Here is an 18,883-nt window from a genome sequence, read left to right as displayed (position 1 = left end):
CTCATAATTTGAATGTATTTATATTTTTTAATTTTTTTATCTTTTTCATATGTTGTGTCTATTTTTTTAGAAAATTGGAATTTTTCTTTAGAAAAGAATTTAAAGATCAACAGAATGAGATTCAAAAATTATCTAAATATAGTAGAATCGAAGCCGTCGATTCTTTATTGGAAATGAAAAATGGTTTAATACAAACTATAAAAATTTTTCAAGATGTTATAGATAAAAAAGTTCAATTTTGTATTGATAATCAAGATAAGAAATTAGACTCTGTTTATACATCACAGGAAAAATTTATTAAAATTCTTGAAAAAAAACTTGAGGAGATAAGAGAAAATGTCAGTAATAAACTTCAAAGTTCTTTAAATCTTCATTTGGGGAAATCATTCGAAATAATTGGAAATCAATTATTTGTTTTACAACAAGGATTAGGTGAAATGAAAATATTAGCAAAAGATGTGAGTTCTTTAAAAAGAACCTTAAATCATGTAAAAATATGTGGAAGTTTTAGCGAAATGCAGCTTTCAATGCTTTTACAACAAATTTTATCTCCAGAACAATACGCTTCTAATGTTGTAACCAAACCTAATACAAATTTTGTAGTAGAATTTGCAATTAAACTTCCAGGACTTGAAGATGGAAATATGATATGGTTACCTATTGATGTTAAGTTTCCGAAAGAAACTTATGAAAAAGTTCAAAAAGCTTATAGTAATGGGGAAAAGAAAAATATAGAAACAGCTATAAAAAATATGGAATCTGTGTTGAAAAAAATGTCTAAAGATATTCAAGATAAATATATTGACCCTCCATACACTACTGATTTTGCTATCCTTTTTTTACCTTTTGAAGGAATATATGCTGAAATTGCAAAAAATTCTAGTTTGTTAGAGGAATTATTAAGAAAATATAAAACAGTGATAGCAGGTCCGTCTACATTAGCTGCTGTATTAAATAGTTTACAAATTGGTTTCAGAACTTTAGCTATTCAAAAAAGAAGTTCTGAAGTATGGAAAATTTTAGAAACGGTAAAACAAGAATTCACAAAATTTGGATTGTTACTTCATCAAGCTCAAGATAAATTACAAGGAGCTTCCAAGGATATAGATCGATTATTAGGAGTTAGGACTAATTTGATCGAAAAAAAATTAAGAGATATAGAAAATTTCTAATAAATGTATAAGCGGAGAGAAAGGGATTCGAACCCTTGACACTTTTTTGTGAACACGCTTTCCAGACGTGCGCCTTAATCCTCTCGGCCATCTCTCCAAAAAAGTAAAATTGTAAGCCGGATTCTGTTTTTATACCTATCATTTATCTAGGATCTAGGTTACCCAAGATCTCAATCTGCCTACCCCCCGGTTTCAACCGAGCTAGTTTTCCGGTGTACATGGCATTTCACCACACAGAGTTTACATGATTTCACTACAGCAATATTAATCTTAATAATCTGTACATTCTTTCTGTTGCACTATTCCTCACCTTACGATGGATGGGGGTTACCCATTGTGTTGCTCTACGGTGTCCGGACTTTCCTCATTTTTTTTACTAAAAAAATGCGATAGGACATTCTACTTTTTATTTTTTTATTTAAATTTTATTTAAATCTGAGTATATATTTTCTACATCATCATTCATATGAATTTTTTCAATTAAATTGAAAACTTTATTTCTTTTTTCTTTTGAAAGGGATTTAATCTGTTTGGGAATATATTCGATTTTATATTCATGTAATATTTTTAACTTTTTTAAATTGTTTTTCATAGAACCAAAATATTCAAAATCTGTGTACAAATAAATCGTGCTGTGATCTGTTGTAAAATTTTGAGCCCCAAAATCTATTGTCATAAGTTCGAAATCATCCATTGAATAATGAATATCTTTTTTTCTTATACAAAAAACACCCATTTTGTGAAAAAAGTGAGTTAATTCCCCATTATGACATAATCTTCCTCCATTTTTATTAAAAAGTGTTCTAATATTGGAAGCGGTTCGAATGCTGTTATTAGTCATACATTCTATAATTATACTGATTCCGTGTATGAATCCTTCTAAATTACAATTTTTGTAATCATCTGTTTTGATTTGTAAAGCTTTTTTTATAGCTTTTTCTATAGTATTTTTAGGAATATTGACTGATTTAGCATTTAAAATTGCATTTTTGAAACGAGAGTTGTTTGTTCCTGACTCTTTTACGGCTGTAGAGATTTCTTTAATAATTTTAGAAAATTTTTTAGATTTTTTGAAATCTTGATTTGATTTTCTATGTTGTATATTTGCCCATTTGCTATGTCCTGACATGGAATGAACGTCTTTATTTTTATGATAATAATATTATATTTATAGTCATTTTGGTTTTGGTGTATATTAAGTTAACAAAAAAAATTATTATGTCAAAAATTTGTGAATTGACAGGAAAAAAAGCCATGATAGGAAATAGAGTATCTCATGCAAATAACAAAAATAAACGTCGTTTTAACATTAATCTATGTAAAAAACGTTTTTTTTTGATAAGAGAAAAAAAGTGGATTACTTTAAAAGTTTGCATTTCCGCTGTAAAACTTATTAATAAAATAGGGATAGAAAAGGTTTTAAAACGTTTTAAGTATAAATATTAATTAAAAATAAAAAAATGGGAAAAAAAGGAAATAGGGTGCAGGTTATATTAGAATGCATTGAACAAATAAAAATCGGAATTCCTGGTTGTTCTAGATATGTTACAACAAAAAATAAAAAAAACACTCCAAATAGAATTGAACTTAAAAAATATAACCCAATACTAAGAAAGTATACAATTCATAAAGAGATTAAATAAATTTAAATTAATACAAAATGTCTAAAAAGGGAATCGATAATCAAAAAAAAAAGATTTCAAAAAAAAAAATGATTTTAGCTATAAGAATAGTTAAATCTAAAAAGTCAGGGTCTGATACCTATATCTTTGAAAATAAAATGATTTCTGAGAAAGAAATCAGTATTTTTTTTATAAAAAAGTAATGACTTATTATAATGTTTTTTAAAAAAAAAGAAAAAAATAAAATATTCGATTATGAATTAAAAAAAACTAGAGAATCTTTTTTCTATAAAATCAGAAATATTTTTTTTAAAAAATCGAAAATAGACATAAACATTATTGATCATATAGAAGAGATATTGTTATCTGCTGATATAGGAACAAAAACTACTATAAAAATCATTAATAATTTAGAAAAAAAAATTCAAACAGAAAAGTATAGGAACACACAAGATATTTATGATATACTTAAAAAAGAAATTGAAAACATTTTTATAGATATTAAAAATGTCTCTTTAGAAAAAAAAATAAAAAAAACTAACAAAAAACCATATGTTATACTGATAGTCGGAGTTAATGGTGTTGGAAAAACAACTACAATTGGAAAATTAGCTTTTTTTCTAAAGAAAAAAGGATTTTATGTTGTCATAGGTGCTGCAGATACATTTAGAGCCGCAGCTATTGATCAACTCGAAATATGGTCAAATAAAGCTGGAGTTCCTTTAATCAAACAACATATGCATGCAGATCCAGCATCTGTAGCATATGATACTTTACAATCTGCAATATCCAAAAAAAAAGATGTGGTCCTGATTGATACTGCTGGGCGATTGCAAAATCGAATCAGTATTATGGAAGAGTTATCTAAAATAAATAGAGTTATGAAAAAAATAATATCTGAATCTCCTCATGAAACTATACTGATTTTAGACGCAACAACTGGTCAAAATGCTTTTGAACAGATCAGACAATTCACTTCTTTTGTCAAAATTACTTCTATTATTTTAACAAAAATAGAAGGAACAGCTAAAGGAGGAGTGGGGATAGGAATTATGGATCAATTTAAAATTCCTATACAATATTTAGGGATTGGAGAAAAAATACAGGATTTAAAAGTATTTGATGGAAAAAAATTTGTAGATTGTTTTTTTTGAATATAGATCAAACTGACATTATATATAAATGTATAATTACGGTATAATTTTTATTTGTTTATAATTTTATAATTCAACATTTTATGATTAATAAAAATAAAAAAATTAGTGTTACTTCAGATAATATTTTTCCTATTATTAAAAAATTTCTTTATTCAGATCAAGAAGTTTTTTTACGTGAACTAGTTTCTAATGCTATAGATGCTGTTATAAAATTAAAAACTTTAATCAAATTAGAAAATTTATATGATATTGTTGATGATTTTAAAGTTAGAATTATCATAGATAAAATAAATAATACACTTCATATTTTAGATAATGGAATAGGGATGACTCAAGAAGAAGTGGATAAATATATTAATCAAATAGCTTTTTCTGGAGCTGAAGAGTTTGTTAAAAAATATAAAAATACAACGGATTATAATATTATTGGACATTTTGGATTAGGTTTTTATTCTTCTTTTATGGTGTCAAATAAAGTCATGATATTGACTCAATCTTATAAAAAAAATGCATCATCCATACTTTGGTCTTGTGAAGGGGATCCAAATTTTATGATGAAAGAAATCGAAAAAAGAGATAGAGGGACCGAAGTTATTTTATTTCTTAATGAAGAAAACAAAGAATTTTTAGAGCATGATCGTATTTTAAAGTTATTGAAAAAATACTGTAAATTTATGCCTATAACAATTTCTTTATCCTCAAAATCAGATGATAAAGAAACTGTTATTAATAATGTCAATCCTGCTTGGAAAAAAAATCCACTTCAGTTAAACGATAAGAATTATTTAGATTTTTATCATGAATTGTACCCCAATCAATTAGAAGAACCTTTATTTTGGGTACATCTAAACATAGATCACCCTTTTCATTTAACAGGAATTTTATATTTTCCTAAAATAGAAAAAAGAATAGATATACAGAAAGATAAAATTTATTTGTATCAAAATCAAGTTTATATTACGGATAACTTGGAAGGGATTCTTCCAGATTTTCTCAGTTTATTAAAAGGAGTTATAGATTCTCCAGATATTCCTCTTAACGTATCACGTTCTCATTTACAATCGGATACATCTGTTAAAAATATATCTAAATATATAACAAGAAAAGTAGCTGATAAGCTGGATTCTATGTTTAGAAAAGATATAGATAATTTTCAAAAAAAGTGGAAAGATATAAAAATTATAGTAGAGTATGGAATGATTAGTTCGCAAAATTTTTTTGATAAAGCTATTAAATTTTTTCTTTTTTATACTCTAGATCAGAGTTATTTTACACTGGAAGAATTTAGGGAAAAAATAAAAGAGACTCAAAAAAATAAAGAAGGAAAAATTGTTTTTCTTTATTCTTCAGATGAAGATCAGCAATATAGTTCTATAAAAGAAGCTAAAGATAGATGTTATCAAGTTTTAATTTTAGACAGTCCTCTTTCCGTTCATTTAATACAGAAATTGGAATTTTCTTATCAAGATATTTGTTTTGTCCGAGTGGACTCAGATCATATTGATAAATTAATTAATTATAAAAAAGAGGAAAAACTTCATTCAGAACTTTCTGAAAAAGAAAAAAAAGACTTAAAAAGTCTTATTCAGAATCATAATCCTATAATGGGAAATTTTCAATTTTCCATAAAATTGGAAAATTTATCCACAAAAGACAATCCTTTTTTAATTATCATTCCAGAATTTTTAAGAAGAATAAAAGAAATGAATTCCGCTATAGGAAAAGACATAGCAGAACAAGATAAATATTATCAATTAATAGTAAATACAAATCATGTTTTGATAAAAAAAATATTAAAAGAAACATCAGAAGAAAAAAGAATAAAAATTATACAAGAAACTTTAAATTTGACTCTTTTATCAAAAAATTTATTACATGGAAAAAACCTTGAAAATTTTATATCAAAAAAATTAAAAGATCTTATTCAAGGAATTAAAATTAAAGAATAAAAAAAAATAGGTGTCTATTTATTAAATTTTTTTAATTTAATTCCTGTTAATATTTTTTTTGTATATAATGGAAAATCTGAGTTCTGTATCCACCCATAATAATTGGGATCTTTTTCAAAAATGTCAAAAACTTTTTCTCCTTTGTATTTTCCAAAATTGAATATTTCATTTCCTTCTTCATCTATTTTTATAAATCCGGCAAGATCTGCTATGTTTTTTTGATGAGAAAATTGATTGAGACTTTTTACGTCTTTTTTTAAGTTTTCATATTTTTCTAATTGTGCTAATAATATTTCGTATGTAGCAAATGTATCAGCTCTAGAACTATGTGCTTTCATAAGATTTTTACTACAAAAATATTTATAAGCAGCAGAAAGGGTTCTGGGTTCCATTTTATGAAAAATGACTTGTACATCTATGGTTTTATGTTTTTTAATATCAAAAGACATTCCTGCACGAAGCATTTCTTCTGCTAAAATTGGAATATCAAATCTGTTAGAATTATATCCTGCTAAATCTGTATTTTCAATCATTTTAAAAATAGAAGAAGCTACGTCTTTGAATTTAAGTTTTCCTGCTACATCTTCATCTTTAATCCCATGAATAGCTGTTGATTGTGGAGGAATAGGAATTCCAGGACAAATTAACCAAGTTTTATCTTCTTTACCTCCATTCGGGAATATTTTTAATATGGATATTTCTATGATTCTATCTTTTCCTATATTGATTCCTGTTGCTTCTATATCAAAAAAACAAATAGGACGATGCAGTTTTAATTTCATGTTTTTAATATGAATTTTTTTGTTTTAATCTATGAAAATAGATTGAGGTTATTATATAAAAAATGATAATGCATGGTAAAGCTGTCATATGTAAAGTTAATAAAAGAAATGTACTAATCAATAAAAAAATATAACGTATTTTATTATTTTTCCAATAAAAATTTTCAAAATTTAAAGTAAACATTGTAATCTGAGACACTAAAAAGTAACAGGAAAAAAATATCATAAAAAGCATTACAATAAGATATATGATTTTTTTATCTGTAAAAAGGGCAGTATGATTTGTAATTATTATAGATAAAGAAGAAAAAAAAAGAGTATTTAAGGGGGTGGTAAGTCCTACAATATGATTGTAATTGTAAGAATTAATATTGAATTTAGCCAAACGATATGCAGAAAAAATGGAAATAAAAAACGCTGAATATTCAATAAATGGAATTGGTGTTTTTTCTTCCAATAAAAGAAAAACTATTATAGATGGAACTATTCCAAAAGAAACCATATCTGCTATAGAATCTAATTCCTTTCCAAACGTATTTTTATTTTTTATTAATCTAGAAAAAAAACCATCTAAAAAATCAAAAATTATTGAAAATAAAGTAGCAATAATAGAATAATCAAAATTTTTCGATTGCAAAAATACTATAGATATGCATCCACAAAATAAATTTAATAAAGTGAATATATTAGGAACTACTTTTAGTGTTATCAAAATTATGTAAATAAAAATTATTCTAAAATAACAAATATTATTTTAATGTAAAATGATTAAATTATTCTACGAAATTTCTGGCTTTTATATTAAAAAAAGATCTTTCTTTATTAAAGAAATTTGTATTTTATTAAATAATGAAGGGATGTCCATTGGAAATATTAACTATATTTTTTGCAATGATGACTTTCTTTTAAACATGAATAAAAAATATTTAAAAAAAAATTTCTATACAGATGTACTTTCGTTTAATTATTCTATTAATAAATATATATCCGGAGATATATTTATTAGTGTAGATCGTGTTTATGAAAATTCTAAACAATGGAATCAATTTTTTATGGATGAATTAAAACGTGTTATGATACATGCTGTATTACATCTATTAGGGTATGATGACTGTAATTATATTAATAAGAAAATTATGAAAAAAAAAGAAGAGTTTTATTTAAATTTATTTCAATTTTAAAAATCATGTTTTTAGATATATATGATGTTATCGTGGTTGGTGGAGGACATGCTGGGGTTGAAGCCGCTTCTGCGTCTTCTAATATGGGATCTAAAACTTTACTTATTACTACTAACCTGCAAACGATAGGTCAAATGTCATGTAATCCGGCTGTAGGAGGAATTGCTAAAGGTCAGATGATTAGAGAAGTAGATGCCTTAGGAGGTTATTCAGGTATCATTGCAGATTCTAGTACAATTCAATTTAGAATGCTGAATAAATCTAAAGGGCCTGCTATGTGGAGTCCTAGGGCTCAATGTGATAGAAAATTATTTTCCTATTATTGGAGATTTTTTATAGAAAAAAATGCTAATTTAGACCTGTATCAAGATACAGTAACATCTTTAATCATAGAACAATATAAAGTTAAAGGAGTCAAAACTTATTTTGGTTTAAAAATTAAAGGAAAATCAGTCATACTTACAAATGGTACTTTTTTAAATGGAAAAATACATATTGGTGAAATAAAAATTAATGGAGGTAGGATAGCAGAACAAGAAGTAAGAGGAATCACGGAACAATTAACAAAAAATTTTGGATTTAGATTTGGAAGAATGAAAACAGGAACATCGCCAAGAGTTGATGGGCGTTCTTTAAATTATGATAAAATGAAGTCTCAAAATGGAGATGCAGATCCAAGAAAATTTTCTTTTTTTTATAATACAAAAAAATTAGAAAAACAAAAAAAATGTTATATTACTTATACTAATCAAAAAATACATGATTTTATCCGTAATAATTTCAGAAATTCTCCACTTTATACAGGATCTATTCAAGGAGTTAGTCCTAGATATTGTCCTTCTATAGAAGAAAAAGTTTTCCGATTTTCGGATAAAAAAGAACATACAATTTTTGTTGAACCAGAAGGATGGAATACTGTAGAAGTGTATGTAAATGGTTTTTCCACTTCTTTTCCAGAGAAAATACAATATCAATCTTTAAAAAAAATTCCAGGATTTGAAAAAGTAAAAATATTAAAACCTGGATACGCTATTGAATATGATTATTTTCCTCCAGAACAACTCAAGGTAACTTTAGAAAGTAAAATCATAGAAAACCTTTTTTTTGCTGGACAAATTAACGGGACAACGGGGTATGAAGAAGCGGCAGCACAAGGATTAATAGCAGGAATTAATGTTCATTTAAAAATTCATCAAAAAGAACCATTTATTCTAAAAAGAAATCAGGCTTATATTGGAGTTTTAATAGATGATCTAATTACAAAAGGGACAAAAGAACCTTATAGAATGTTTACTTCAAGAGCGGAATATAGAATGTTATTGCGACAAGATAATGCTGACGAAAGATTAACTCCTATGGGATACAATATAGGTTTGATTTCAGAAGAAAAAATGATACTACTAGATAGAAAAAAATCAAAAATAGAAAAATGTATGTATTTATTTAAAAAAAAACATTTTGATCCAGAAACTATAAATCCTGTATTACATGCTAAAAAATCTCCTAAAATATATTATGATAAAAAAATAGAAACGATTTTATCTCGTTCTGAAATTCATATTGAAGATATTATATCCATTCCATTTTTGATGGAGGAAATTAAAAAAAATGATTTTTCCAAGGAAATATTAGAACAAGTATCTATTAGGATAAAATATAAGGGATACATAGATAGAGAAAAAAAAAATGCAAAAAAATTATTAAAATTGGAAAGTCTTAAGATTCCGAATAATTTTGATTATAAATCAATTAAATCTCTTTCTTCGGAAGCAAGAGAAAAATTAGATTATTATCGTCCAATATCATTGGCACAAGCTTCAAGAATTAGTGGGGTCTCTCCTTCGGATTTAAGTATTTTACTTATTCATATTCATATGGGCCGTTAAATTGTTGTTTTCGATTGTTTTTAGGTATAATAAATAAATCTTCATCTTCTTTTTTCATGTAAAATTTTTCTCTCGCTAATTTTTCAAGATATTTAGAATCTGTAGTTAATTTTTTGAATTTAGTTTCTTCTAATGAAATTTTTTTCTTCAAAAAATTTCTATTGCGTGTCATTTTCTCAATGCTTTTTTTCAATTTATAATGTAAGATTAAAGAATTAGAATCAAAAAAAAACATCCATATAAAGAAAAGAACACTAATCCAAAAGTATTTATTTTTAAGTACTCTATATTTTTTTTCTTTTAGCATGACCACACTTGAAATAGATTGAAAATATGTTAATTAATATACCCATAATCCAATAAATACTAAAAAAAGATAAAAAAATTACACACCAAAAACCAGATATAGTTATGAGTAAGAAAAACAAAAATCCTATAAATTTAATAATCATATAAAAATTATAATTTTATATATAATTTCGTAAAAAAATAGGATAATGACATATAGAATAGAAAAAGATACTTTAGGGGTCGTTAGAGTGCCTGTTAAAAAATATTGGGGAGCACAAACAGAAAGATCTAGGAGAAATTTTAAAATTGGGCCAGAAGCATCTATGCCTGTAGAAATTATTCATGCATTTGGTTTTTTAAAAAAAGCCGCCGCTCATGTTAACTTTGAATTGGGGATTCTATCCAAAAAAAAGAAAGATATGATCTCTTTAGTTTGTGATGAAATTATAGAAAAAAAATTAAATGATCAATTTCCTTTAGTGATATGGCAAACCGGATCAGGGACTCATACTAATATGAATATCAATGAGGTAATTTCTAATAGGGCTCATGTTTTAATGGGAAAAAGACTAGGAAGTTCTCAATCTTTTATTCATCCCAATGATGATGTGAATATGTCTCAATCATCCAATGATACCTTTTCTACAGCGATGCATATCGCTTCTTATCAAAAATTAGTAAAAGAAACTATTCCTTCTATACAAAAATTAAAAAAAAATTTAGAGGAAAAATCAAAATTGTTTCATAATGTTATTAAAATAGGGAGAACCCATCTTATGGATGCTACTCCTATTACTTTAGGACAAGAATTTTCAGGATACGTTTCTCAAATAGATCATGGATTAAATGCTATAAAAAAAACTTTAGATCATCTATCTGAATTGGCTATAGGTGGTACCGCTGTTGGAACAGGATTGAATGCTCCAAAAGGATATGATATAAAAATAACAGAATACATATGTAAATATACTGGTCTTCCTTTTAAAGTCGCAAAAAATAAGTTCGAAGCTATATCATCTCATGATGCTGTAGTAGAATCTCATAACGCTCTTAAACAAATAGCTGTTTCTTTAATTAAAATATCAAATGATATTCGTTTTTTATCTTCTGGCCCACGTTCAGGGATTGGAGAAATTCATATTCCTGCAAATGAACCAGGATCATCGATAATGCCTGGAAAAGTAAATCCTACTCAATGCGAGGCTATCATTATGGTCTGTACTAAAATTATAGGAAATGATGTATCTATTTCTATAGCGGGATCTTCAGGAAATTTCGAATTAAATGTAGCTAAACCATTAATCGCATCTAATTTTTTAGAATCTTCCCAATTACTTGCAGATGCTTGTACTTCTTTTTCTTCTTTTTGCGTGAGAGGAATAACCCCAAATTATCATAGGATTAAAGAATTATTGGATAAATCTTTGATGTTAGTTACAGTACTTAACAACCACATTGGATATGAAAAATCAGCAGAGATTGCAAAATCTGCTTATGTAAATAATAGTACGTTAAAAAAAGAGGCGGTTCGATTAGGATATTTAACCATTGATGAATTTGAAAAACTAGTAAACCCGTCAAAAATGGTATGAAGAATTGTTTTTCAAAAAAATAATTTTTCCACATTCAAATGAATGATATCGGATATTTTTTCTTCTGATGTAGAATAAATCTGTGATAATTTTTTTAAAATTATTGTTAAATTTTTCGGTTCATTTCTTTTTCCTCTAAAAGGATGTGGAGAAAGATAAGGAGAATCAGTTTCTAATACTATATGATTCAAATTGATTCTATGTAAGAATTGACTAACATGATTATTTTTAAAAGTAATCATCCCTCCAATACCTAATTTTATTCCAAAATCAATAATTTTTTGAGCTTGTCTAAAAGTCCCTGAAAAACAATGAAAAACACCTTTAAGAGAAGAATTTTTTTCTTTTGATAAAATATGAAAAACTTGATCAAAAGCCTTTCTGCAATGTATGACTACGGGTAATTTTTTTTGTTTAGCCCATTGTATTTGAGTTTGAAAAGCATATTCCTGTTCAGAAACAAATTTTTTTTCTAAATGAAGATCCATTCCAATTTCTCCTACAGAAATAAAGGAATGTTTCCATAACCATGTTTTAATATTTTGTAATTCTTTTTCTAAACTATATGGATCAACTTTATTAGGATGCAAACCTATCATGGAAAAACATACATTAGGATATTTTTTTTCTAATTTTAATATATTAGGAATGCTAGAACTATCTATAGAAGGAAGTAAAAATCTATTGATTCCTTCATGAAAGGCCTTTTGTATTACAAAATTAATATCTTCATCAAATTCTTTCATGTATAAATGAGTATGTGTATCAGTAATTTTCATGTAATAATCAATTTTAAATCAAAATATTTTATGAAAGCTTATTTATTTCCGGGTCAAGGAACTCAATTTTTAGGAATGGGAAAAGATTTGTACAAAAATTCTCATTTAGCAAAAAAATTATTTCAATTATCAGATGAAGTTTTAGGTTTCCGAATTACATCTGTAATGTTTGAAGGATCTATAGATACTTTGAAAAATACGAAATATACACAATTAGCAATTTATATATATTCAGTTATAAAAGCAAAAACATTAAATAATTTTGAACCTGATATGGTAGCTGGACATTCTCTGGGTGAATTTTCTGCTTTAGCTGCAATTAATGTTTTTTCTTTTGAAGACGGATTAAAACTAGTGAATCAAAGAGCTTCAATTATGCAAGATATTTGTGAATTAACCCATGGAGGGATGGCTGTTGTGTTTGGATTAAAAGATTCTATTATAGAAGACGTTTGTAAAAATGATCATGGGGTTATAGTTCCATCTAATTATAATAGTCCTGAACAATTAGTTATTTCTGGAGAAATTCAAGCTTTAAGGAGAGTTTGTTTCTATCTAAAAAAAATAGGAGCTAAAAGAATATTTATTCTTCCTGTTCATGGAGCTTTTCATTCTCCTATTATGGAACCAGTCCAAAAAAAATTTCAAAAAATTGTGAATAAAATTTATTTTAAAGATTCTAAATATCCAATATATCAAAATGTAACTGCTTTACCTGTCGTAAAATCTTATGATATAAAAAAGAATCTTGTAAAACAACTGACATATCCAGTTAAATGGAAACAATCTATAAAAAATATGATGGATCATGGAGCTGTTTCATTTACAGAAATAGGTCCTGGTAATATTTTACAAGGTTTAATTAAAAAAATTAAAAAATTATACCTAAAAAAAATATAAATCCATAATGCATAGACATAGATATAAACGTTTTTTTTATAGTCATGGAAAACTATTATTAACAGGAGAATATTTTATTCTATATGGAGCCTACGGATTGGCTCTACCTACAATTAAAGGACAATCATTAACTATTTTTGGACACAATTTATCTTCTGTTTTACATTGGAAAAGTTATGATGAAATCAATCAACTTTGGTTTGAAGGGGTGTTTCAACTTCCTTCCTTAGATATTTGTTACGAAACAGAAAAAAACACGGCTCTTAAATTAAGAGATTTGTTATTGAAATCTAAAAAAGTTCAAAAAAATTTTCTTCCTAATGAACTAGGAATATATGTTAAAACACAATTAGAATTTCCCAGAAATTGGGGATTAGGCAGTAGTTCTACTTTAATTAATAATATCTCGAAATGGGCTAAAATAGATCCTTATATATTATTAGGAAATAATTTTCCAGGAAGTGGATATGATATAGCTTGTGTTTCAATTTCAAAACCCATAATTTACAAATTATGGAATCAAAAACCTCATATTATTCCCATAGAATTTAATCCACCATTTAAAGATCAACTTTTTTTTCTGCATCTCAATAAAAAACAGAATACTTGTGATGAAATACGATATTTTCGTTCTAATATATCTAATATATCTAACGAGAATATTGAATCCATATCTTTTATAACTCAAAAAATTCCTTTTTGTAAGACATTAAAAGAATTTGAAGAATTATTGTTAAAACATGAAAAAATTATATCAAAAATACTAAACCTTCCTACTATTAAAGAAATATATTTTCCAGACTATTTAGGGGTAGTAAAAAGCCTAGGTGCTTGGGGAGGGGATTTTGTTTTAGTTAGTTCTAGAAAAGGAATGAAAAATTATTTCTCTAAAAAAGGATTTAATACTCTTATTTCATTTGATGAAATGATTTTTAAAATATAAAAGTTGCATTTTCCTTATATTATATATATTTAAAAAATTTATTTATTATGTGCAGTGTCGTGAATTTTAATATCAATGGATATCATTACAAACTTCCTATAATTTATGGAACTTTTTATGACAAAGCTATTAATATTTCTCAATTAAGAGAAAATACAGGTTTTATTACGTTCGATCCAGGATTTAAAAATACAGGAATTACCAAAAGCTCCATTAGTTTTATAGACGGAGAAAAAGGAGAACTTTTATATAGAGGATATCCTATTGAACAAATTATTAATAAATGTTCATTTATAGAAACAAGTTATCTTATTTTAAATGGGGAACTTCCTGATACTGCACAATTAAAGTCTTTTTCTGAAAAAATAAAAAAATTCAATCATATTCACAAGGAGATAAACAAAATACTTAATAATATTCCAAATTTTTATCATCCAATGGGAATTTTATCTTTTTTGACTTACACTTTAGATGCGTTTATAAATTGTTTACAGGAAGAGGATATGTATCTACATCTGTTAGCTAAGTTACCTATATTGGCTGCTTTAACTTACAGAAAAAAAATTGGATTACCTCCTTCTTATGCCGATCATCGCCTTGATTACACGTCTAATTTGTTAAAAATGTTTTTTTCTATCCCTAATAAATCTTATGAGAAAAGTCCCATTATAGCAGATGCTTTGAATAAAATTTTAATATTACATGCGGATCATGAGCAAAATTGCTCTACAACTACTGTTCGTTTATTAGGTTCTGCTCATGTTGGTTTATTTTCATCTATATCTGCAGGAATGAGTGCTCTTTGGGGGAGACTCCATGGAGGAGCAAATCAAGCTGTAATTGAAATGTTAGAATCTATTTTACAAAGTGGAGGAGATATAAAAAAGTGGATAGAAAAAGCTAAAAATAAAAAAGATCCATTTCGACTCATGGGGTTTGGGCATCGAATTTATAAAAATTTTGATCCTAGAGCTAGGATCGCTAAAATTGTAGCTGAAAATGTAATTCAACAATTAGGCGTTTCTGATCCAATATTGGAATTGGCTAAAAATCTTGAAAGAGAGGCTCTTAAGGATTCTTATTTTATAGAAAAAAAACTTTATCCTAATATTGATTTCTATTCCGGAATTATTTATCAAGCTATAGGAATTCCAAAAGATATGTTTACTGTTATGTTTGCTTTAGGTAGATTACCAGGATGGATGGCTCATTGGAAAGAAATGAAATTAAATAGAGACCCCATAGGAAGACCTAGACAAATTTATATAGGATATAAAAAAAGAAATATAAAAAATTAGTGCGGGCGAAGGGATTCGAACCCTTACGCCTAGCCTATAGGCATCAGATCCTAATTCTGACGTGTCTACCGGTTTCACCACGCCCACTCAATGGAAAATTGATTCTAGATTTTTAATGAAAAAAAAAAGAAGATGATACAATTTCGTGATTTTTATTTAGAATTTGATATTCTGTATATCCAAATGAATCTCTTGGAATTATCTTAATCCATTTTTTATATTTTAATAACCATTTTTGTTGAATAGAAGGGAATCCTTTTTTTAAATAAGAAGAAACAAAAGAATGAATATGTAATTGTATTCCTTTATGATTTTTATTTTTTATAATACTTTCTATAACGAATTCTAAATAATGAACATAATCTTCAGGAGAATTTTGATACTGTTTATTATTCATTTTTTTTAATTCAGGCCTTACTCTATGACGAGTAAATTGAACTAAACCAAATTTATTGGGAGGCAAAATTTTGTGTTTTGCTCTATCATTTTTCATTTTTTCCTTTAAATGTTTATATAGCTGTTTTTTTTGTATGGAATCAGACATATCTATAAAATCCACCACAATTATGCCGCCCATATCTCTTAATCTGAGCTGTCTTGCTATTTCTGTTGCTGCTAATAAATTTATTTTAAATATATTATCAATTCTTTCTGATTCTGTACAATTTTTCATCATGTGATTACTTATTCCACTATTAACGTCTATAACATGTAAAGCTTCAGTATGCTCTATAATAAGATACGCTCCATTTTCAAGAGGTACATTTTTACCTAAAAAAATTTGTATTTGTTTTTCTATCCCATATTTTTCAAATATGGGAACATTTCCTTTATAATATTTAATTATACTGGTTTTTTCTGGAGCGATTAAAGATAAATATGAATGGATTTCTTGGCAAAGAAAATCGTTATTACAAGAAATAGATTTAAAATCATCATCGAATATATCTCTTAATAAACAATAAGTTTTACTCTTTTCACTTAATACCCGAACTGGAGGTAAAAATTTCATTAAATTATTTAATGTTTTTTTCCATTTTTCGATTAAAAAAATTAGTTCATCGCTCAGAACTTTTTCTATTTCATGATCAGCAGCCGTACGAATAATAATACCAAATTCATTAGGTATTATTTTTTTTATGCAAGAAATTAGTCTACTTCTTTCTTTTATATTTTTTATTTTTTTAGAAATAGAAATTTTTTCAGAAAAAGGTATGAGTATTAAATTTCTACCTGGAATACAAATCTTTGTGGTAAGTTTTGGCCCTTTATTAGAAATTGGTTCTTTAGAAATTTGAACCAATATTTTTTGTCCAATATATAATATCTGATCTATAGAATTTTTATCATTTTTATTTTCAAAATTATTAATAACAGATTTTTTTTTTATGTGATTTGTATATATCAAATCTAACATTTGACTGATTTGAAATCCAAGATCATCATAATGTAAAAAAGCTCCTTTCGAATTTCCTATATCTATAATAGCTGCATTTAATCCATACAAAATTTTTTTAACTATTCCTAAATAAATATCTCCTACAGAAAATTTTTTATCAAAAATATCTATGTGAAGCTCCAATAACTTTCCTTCTTCCAAAAGAGCGATTTTAACTTCTTGTTCTTCTGCATTTATAATTAACTCTTTATTCATACACAAAAACAAGGAAAAAAGTTTCAGAAATTACAATATGTTAATTTAATTAAAATTATTATTTCTTTTTATGCCTATTTTTCCTATTTCTTTTTTTTCTTTTATGGGTTGCTATTTTACGTCTTTTTCTTTTTTTTCCGTTTGGCATAATTCTCATTTAGTAATTATTGATTCATCATATTTACACTATTCTTATTCCTTTATGGGGACATTTTTTTTCACTAATTCTGTGAAAGATTTTGCAGGTTTAAATGCTGGTATATTATGCGCAGGAATTACAATAGACATATCTTTGGATATATGGCGTCCAAGTTTTTTCGCTCGATATTTAATAATAAATGATCCAAATCCTCTTAGATAAACATTTTCTCCAGATGTTAAACTTTGTTTTATTTTTTTCATAAATGTTTCTATCACCTTTTGCGTATCAATTCTTTCAGATCCAGTTTCTGATATGATTTCTGTTATTATATCTGCTTTTGTCATGTTTAATCATTATATCGAATAACAAAATTCGGTTTCCTAAATATACCAATTTTTTATAAAATTGCTCTAAAATTAAATAGATATGGATTTTTCCAAAAAAATAATAAATTGGTACAAAAAAAATCATAGAAAACTTCCTTGGAGAGAAACTAAAAATCCATATCATATATTGGTTTCAGAGTTTATGTTGCAACAAACAAGAGTTTCACAAACCATAAAGTATTATTTAAACTTTATAAAAAAATTTCCTAGTTTAGAAAAACTAGCTCAAGCAGAAGAGAAAGATGTCTTGAAAAAATGGGAAGGACTGGGCTATTATTCTAGAGCAAAATATTTGCATTCTTTTGCTAAAAAATTAAAAAATGATAAAAATTCTTTTCCAAAAAAATATCAAGAATTAATAAAGTATAAAGGAATAGGTTTGTATACAGGAGCAGCTATAGCATCTATATGTTTTCATGAAGTTATACCGGCTATTGATGGAAATGCTTGCAGAGTATTTTCTAGATATTTTGGAATTTACAATGACATCACATCTACTACTACAAAAAATATGTTTAGAATTATTGTATCAAAAATAATAGATTTTAAACAACCAGGAATTTTTAATCAAGCAATTATGGATTTGGGTTCGATTTTATGTACTCCAAAAAATCCTAAATGTTTGTTATGTCCAGTGAAAGACTCTTGTTTTTCCATTAAAAATGAAACTGTACATAAATTACCTGTAAAAAAAATAAAAAAATTTATAAAACATAGATTTTTTTATTATCTTTTCATATGTGATCGGAATCATAATATTTGTATAAATAAAAGATCAACTAAAGATATATGGAAGGGCCTTTATGATTTTCCTTTAATAGAATCAAAAAAAAATCTTTCAATTCATGAAATAAAAGATAAAATTTGGGAAAAATTTCGTGTAGTTGTTTCTAGCACTTTGATCTATAAAATCAAACATAAACTTACTCATCAAATTTTATCAATTTTATTTTTTAATTGTGAAGTTTTACAAGATTTTAAAAAAAATATATTATTTAATAATTTTTTTTTTATACCACATAATAAAATAGGAGAGTTCCCTTTTCCTCGTCCTATTATTTTATTTTTAAAACATGAAAAAATGATTTAGTTTTTATTTTTCTATAGAACCCTATGTGTATATGAATAAGGGATCCGTTTTTTATCATA

The 18,883-nt window shown here is 26.1% G+C and carries 20 protein-coding genes, 2 tRNA genes and 1 other RNA gene; 13 read left to right on the top strand and 10 right to left on the bottom strand.

Annotation, left to right across the window (positions count from 1 at the left end):
- The first annotated feature begins 74 nt into the window (after positions 1 to 74).
- Positions 75 to 1,172, top strand: a complete 1,098-nt coding sequence (locus tag H0H64_RS00585) for a DNA recombination protein RmuC (protein WP_238784995.1) — start codon at positions 75 to 77, stop codon at positions 1,170 to 1,172.
- A gap of 12 nt (positions 1,173 to 1,184) precedes the next feature.
- Here H0H64_RS00585 and H0H64_RS00580 read toward each other — a convergent pair.
- The 3 genes from H0H64_RS00580 to H0H64_RS00570 all read right to left on the bottom strand — a co-directional run bounded on the left by H0H64_RS00580 (position 1,185) and on the right by H0H64_RS00570 (position 2,301).
- A tRNA-Ser gene (locus tag H0H64_RS00580) sits at positions 1,185 to 1,269 on the bottom strand.
- Positions 1,269 to 1,578: RNase P RNA component class A (gene rnpB / locus H0H64_RS00575), an RNA gene on the bottom strand. Before rnpB ends, H0H64_RS00580 begins: the two co-directional genes overlap by 1 nt.
- Positions 1,579 to 1,590: 12 nt before the next feature.
- A complete protein-coding gene (locus H0H64_RS00570) occupies positions 1,591 to 2,301 on the bottom strand; it encodes a YebC/PmpR family DNA-binding transcriptional regulator (RefSeq protein WP_185857420.1) in 711 nt (236 codons plus the stop codon).
- Between the two features lie 89 nt (positions 2,302 to 2,390).
- On the opposite strand from H0H64_RS00570, the gene rpmB reads away from it, so the two are divergent.
- From rpmB to htpG, 5 genes are all read left to right on the top strand, one after another.
- Complete coding sequence (rpmB, locus tag H0H64_RS00565; RefSeq protein WP_185857419.1) at positions 2,391 to 2,618, top strand: 50S ribosomal protein L28; 228 nt, start codon at positions 2,391 to 2,393, stop codon at positions 2,616 to 2,618.
- Between the two features lie 14 nt (positions 2,619 to 2,632).
- Positions 2,633 to 2,815, top strand: a complete 183-nt coding sequence (gene rpmG / locus H0H64_RS00560; RefSeq protein WP_185857418.1) for a 50S ribosomal protein L33 — start codon at positions 2,633 to 2,635, stop codon at positions 2,813 to 2,815.
- 17 nt (positions 2,816 to 2,832) lie between these two features.
- Entirely contained in the window at positions 2,833 to 2,997 is a 165-nt protein-coding gene (locus tag H0H64_RS00555) for a DUF4295 domain-containing protein (RefSeq protein WP_185857417.1), read from the top strand.
- A gap of 12 nt (positions 2,998 to 3,009) precedes the next feature.
- Positions 3,010 to 3,948, top strand: a complete 939-nt coding sequence (ftsY, locus tag H0H64_RS00550; protein WP_185857416.1) for a signal recognition particle-docking protein FtsY — start codon at positions 3,010 to 3,012, stop codon at positions 3,946 to 3,948.
- A gap of 83 nt (positions 3,949 to 4,031) precedes the next feature.
- Positions 4,032 to 5,900 (top strand): molecular chaperone HtpG, encoded by a 1,869-nt coding sequence (gene htpG, locus H0H64_RS00545; RefSeq protein WP_185857415.1) that lies wholly within the window; start codon positions 4,032 to 4,034, stop codon positions 5,898 to 5,900.
- Between the two features lie 14 nt (positions 5,901 to 5,914).
- Here the strand turns inward: htpG and H0H64_RS00540 are convergent, their stop codons facing one another.
- Both H0H64_RS00540 and H0H64_RS00535 read right to left on the bottom strand, forming a co-directional pair.
- On the bottom strand, positions 5,915 to 6,682 hold the full coding sequence (locus H0H64_RS00540) for a 3'-5' exonuclease (RefSeq protein WP_185857414.1): 768 nt from the start codon (positions 6,680 to 6,682) through the stop codon (positions 5,915 to 5,917).
- Between the two features lie 4 nt (positions 6,683 to 6,686).
- Positions 6,687 to 7,319 (bottom strand): CDP-alcohol phosphatidyltransferase family protein, encoded by a 633-nt coding sequence (locus H0H64_RS00535; RefSeq protein WP_238785001.1) that lies wholly within the window; start codon positions 7,317 to 7,319, stop codon positions 6,687 to 6,689.
- A 127-nt stretch (positions 7,320 to 7,446) separates the two neighbouring features.
- Between H0H64_RS00535 and ybeY the strand changes: the two genes are divergently transcribed.
- Together ybeY and mnmG are read left to right on the top strand one after the other, a co-directional pair.
- Positions 7,447 to 7,863, top strand: a complete 417-nt coding sequence (gene ybeY / locus H0H64_RS00530) for an rRNA maturation RNase YbeY (protein ID WP_185857413.1) — start codon at positions 7,447 to 7,449, stop codon at positions 7,861 to 7,863.
- A gap of 5 nt (positions 7,864 to 7,868) precedes the next feature.
- Positions 7,869 to 9,749, top strand: a complete 1,881-nt coding sequence (gene mnmG, locus H0H64_RS00525) for a tRNA uridine-5-carboxymethylaminomethyl(34) synthesis enzyme MnmG (protein WP_185857412.1) — start codon at positions 7,869 to 7,871, stop codon at positions 9,747 to 9,749.
- Here mnmG and H0H64_RS00520 read toward each other — a convergent pair.
- Entirely contained in the window at positions 9,724 to 10,056 is a 333-nt protein-coding gene (locus H0H64_RS00520; protein WP_185857411.1) for an FtsB family cell division protein, read from the bottom strand. The two genes, mnmG and H0H64_RS00520, sit on opposite strands and share 26 nt — an antisense overlap.
- 190 nt (positions 10,057 to 10,246) lie before the next feature.
- Between H0H64_RS00520 and fumC the strand changes: the two genes are divergently transcribed.
- A complete protein-coding gene (gene fumC / locus H0H64_RS00515; RefSeq protein WP_185857410.1) occupies positions 10,247 to 11,632 on the top strand; it encodes a class II fumarate hydratase in 1,386 nt (461 codons plus the stop codon).
- An 11-nt stretch (positions 11,633 to 11,643) separates the two neighbouring features.
- On the opposite strand, the gene H0H64_RS00510 is transcribed toward fumC, so the two are convergent.
- Positions 11,644 to 12,411: a TatD family hydrolase gene (locus tag H0H64_RS00510; RefSeq protein WP_185857409.1), complete on the bottom strand. Its 768-nt coding sequence runs from the start codon at positions 12,409 to 12,411 to the stop codon at positions 11,644 to 11,646.
- Between the two features lie 30 nt (positions 12,412 to 12,441).
- Here H0H64_RS00510 and fabD point away from each other — a divergent pair, with 30 nt between their 5' ends.
- The 3 genes from fabD to H0H64_RS00495 are packed head-to-tail and all read left to right on the top strand — an operon-like array spanning position 12,442 to position 15,552.
- Positions 12,442 to 13,311 carry an ACP S-malonyltransferase gene (fabD, locus tag H0H64_RS00505; protein WP_185857408.1) on the top strand — a complete coding sequence of 290 codons (870 nt, stop codon included), beginning with the start codon at positions 12,442 to 12,444 and terminating at the stop codon, positions 13,309 to 13,311.
- 7 nt (positions 13,312 to 13,318) lie between these two features.
- Positions 13,319 to 14,254, top strand: a complete 936-nt coding sequence (locus H0H64_RS00500) for a GYDIA family GHMP kinase (protein ID WP_185857407.1) — start codon at positions 13,319 to 13,321, stop codon at positions 14,252 to 14,254.
- Positions 14,255 to 14,301: 47 nt separating this feature from the next.
- Entirely contained in the window at positions 14,302 to 15,552 is a 1,251-nt protein-coding gene (locus tag H0H64_RS00495; RefSeq protein ID WP_185857406.1) for a citrate synthase, read from the top strand.
- On the opposite strand, the gene H0H64_RS00490 is transcribed toward H0H64_RS00495, so the two are convergent.
- The 3 genes from H0H64_RS00490 to H0H64_RS00480 form a co-directional block, all read right to left on the bottom strand.
- A tRNA-Leu gene (locus H0H64_RS00490) sits at positions 15,553 to 15,639 on the bottom strand.
- 25 nt (positions 15,640 to 15,664) lie between these two features.
- Positions 15,665 to 17,206 carry an Rne/Rng family ribonuclease gene (locus H0H64_RS00485; protein ID WP_185857405.1) on the bottom strand — a complete coding sequence of 514 codons (1,542 nt, stop codon included), beginning with the start codon at positions 17,204 to 17,206 and terminating at the stop codon, positions 15,665 to 15,667.
- Positions 17,207 to 17,398: 192 nt separating this feature from the next.
- Positions 17,399 to 17,692 carry an HU family DNA-binding protein gene (locus H0H64_RS00480; RefSeq protein WP_185852232.1) on the bottom strand — a complete coding sequence of 98 codons (294 nt, stop codon included), beginning with the start codon at positions 17,690 to 17,692 and terminating at the stop codon, positions 17,399 to 17,401.
- Positions 17,693 to 17,774: 82 nt separating this feature from the next.
- On the opposite strand from H0H64_RS00480, the gene mutY reads away from it, so the two are divergent.
- Complete coding sequence (gene mutY / locus H0H64_RS00475; RefSeq protein WP_185857404.1) at positions 17,775 to 18,824, top strand: A/G-specific adenine glycosylase; 1,050 nt, start codon at positions 17,775 to 17,777, stop codon at positions 18,822 to 18,824.
- The last annotated feature ends 59 nt before the right edge of the window (positions 18,825 to 18,883 follow it).

The organism is Blattabacterium cuenoti (assembly GCF_014251635.1).
GTDB lineage: Bacteria > Bacteroidota > Bacteroidia > Flavobacteriales > Blattabacteriaceae > Blattabacterium > Blattabacterium cuenoti_S.
The sequence above is the reverse complement of the archived record's forward strand: the minus strand, read 5'-3'. Positions and strand labels throughout refer to the sequence as shown.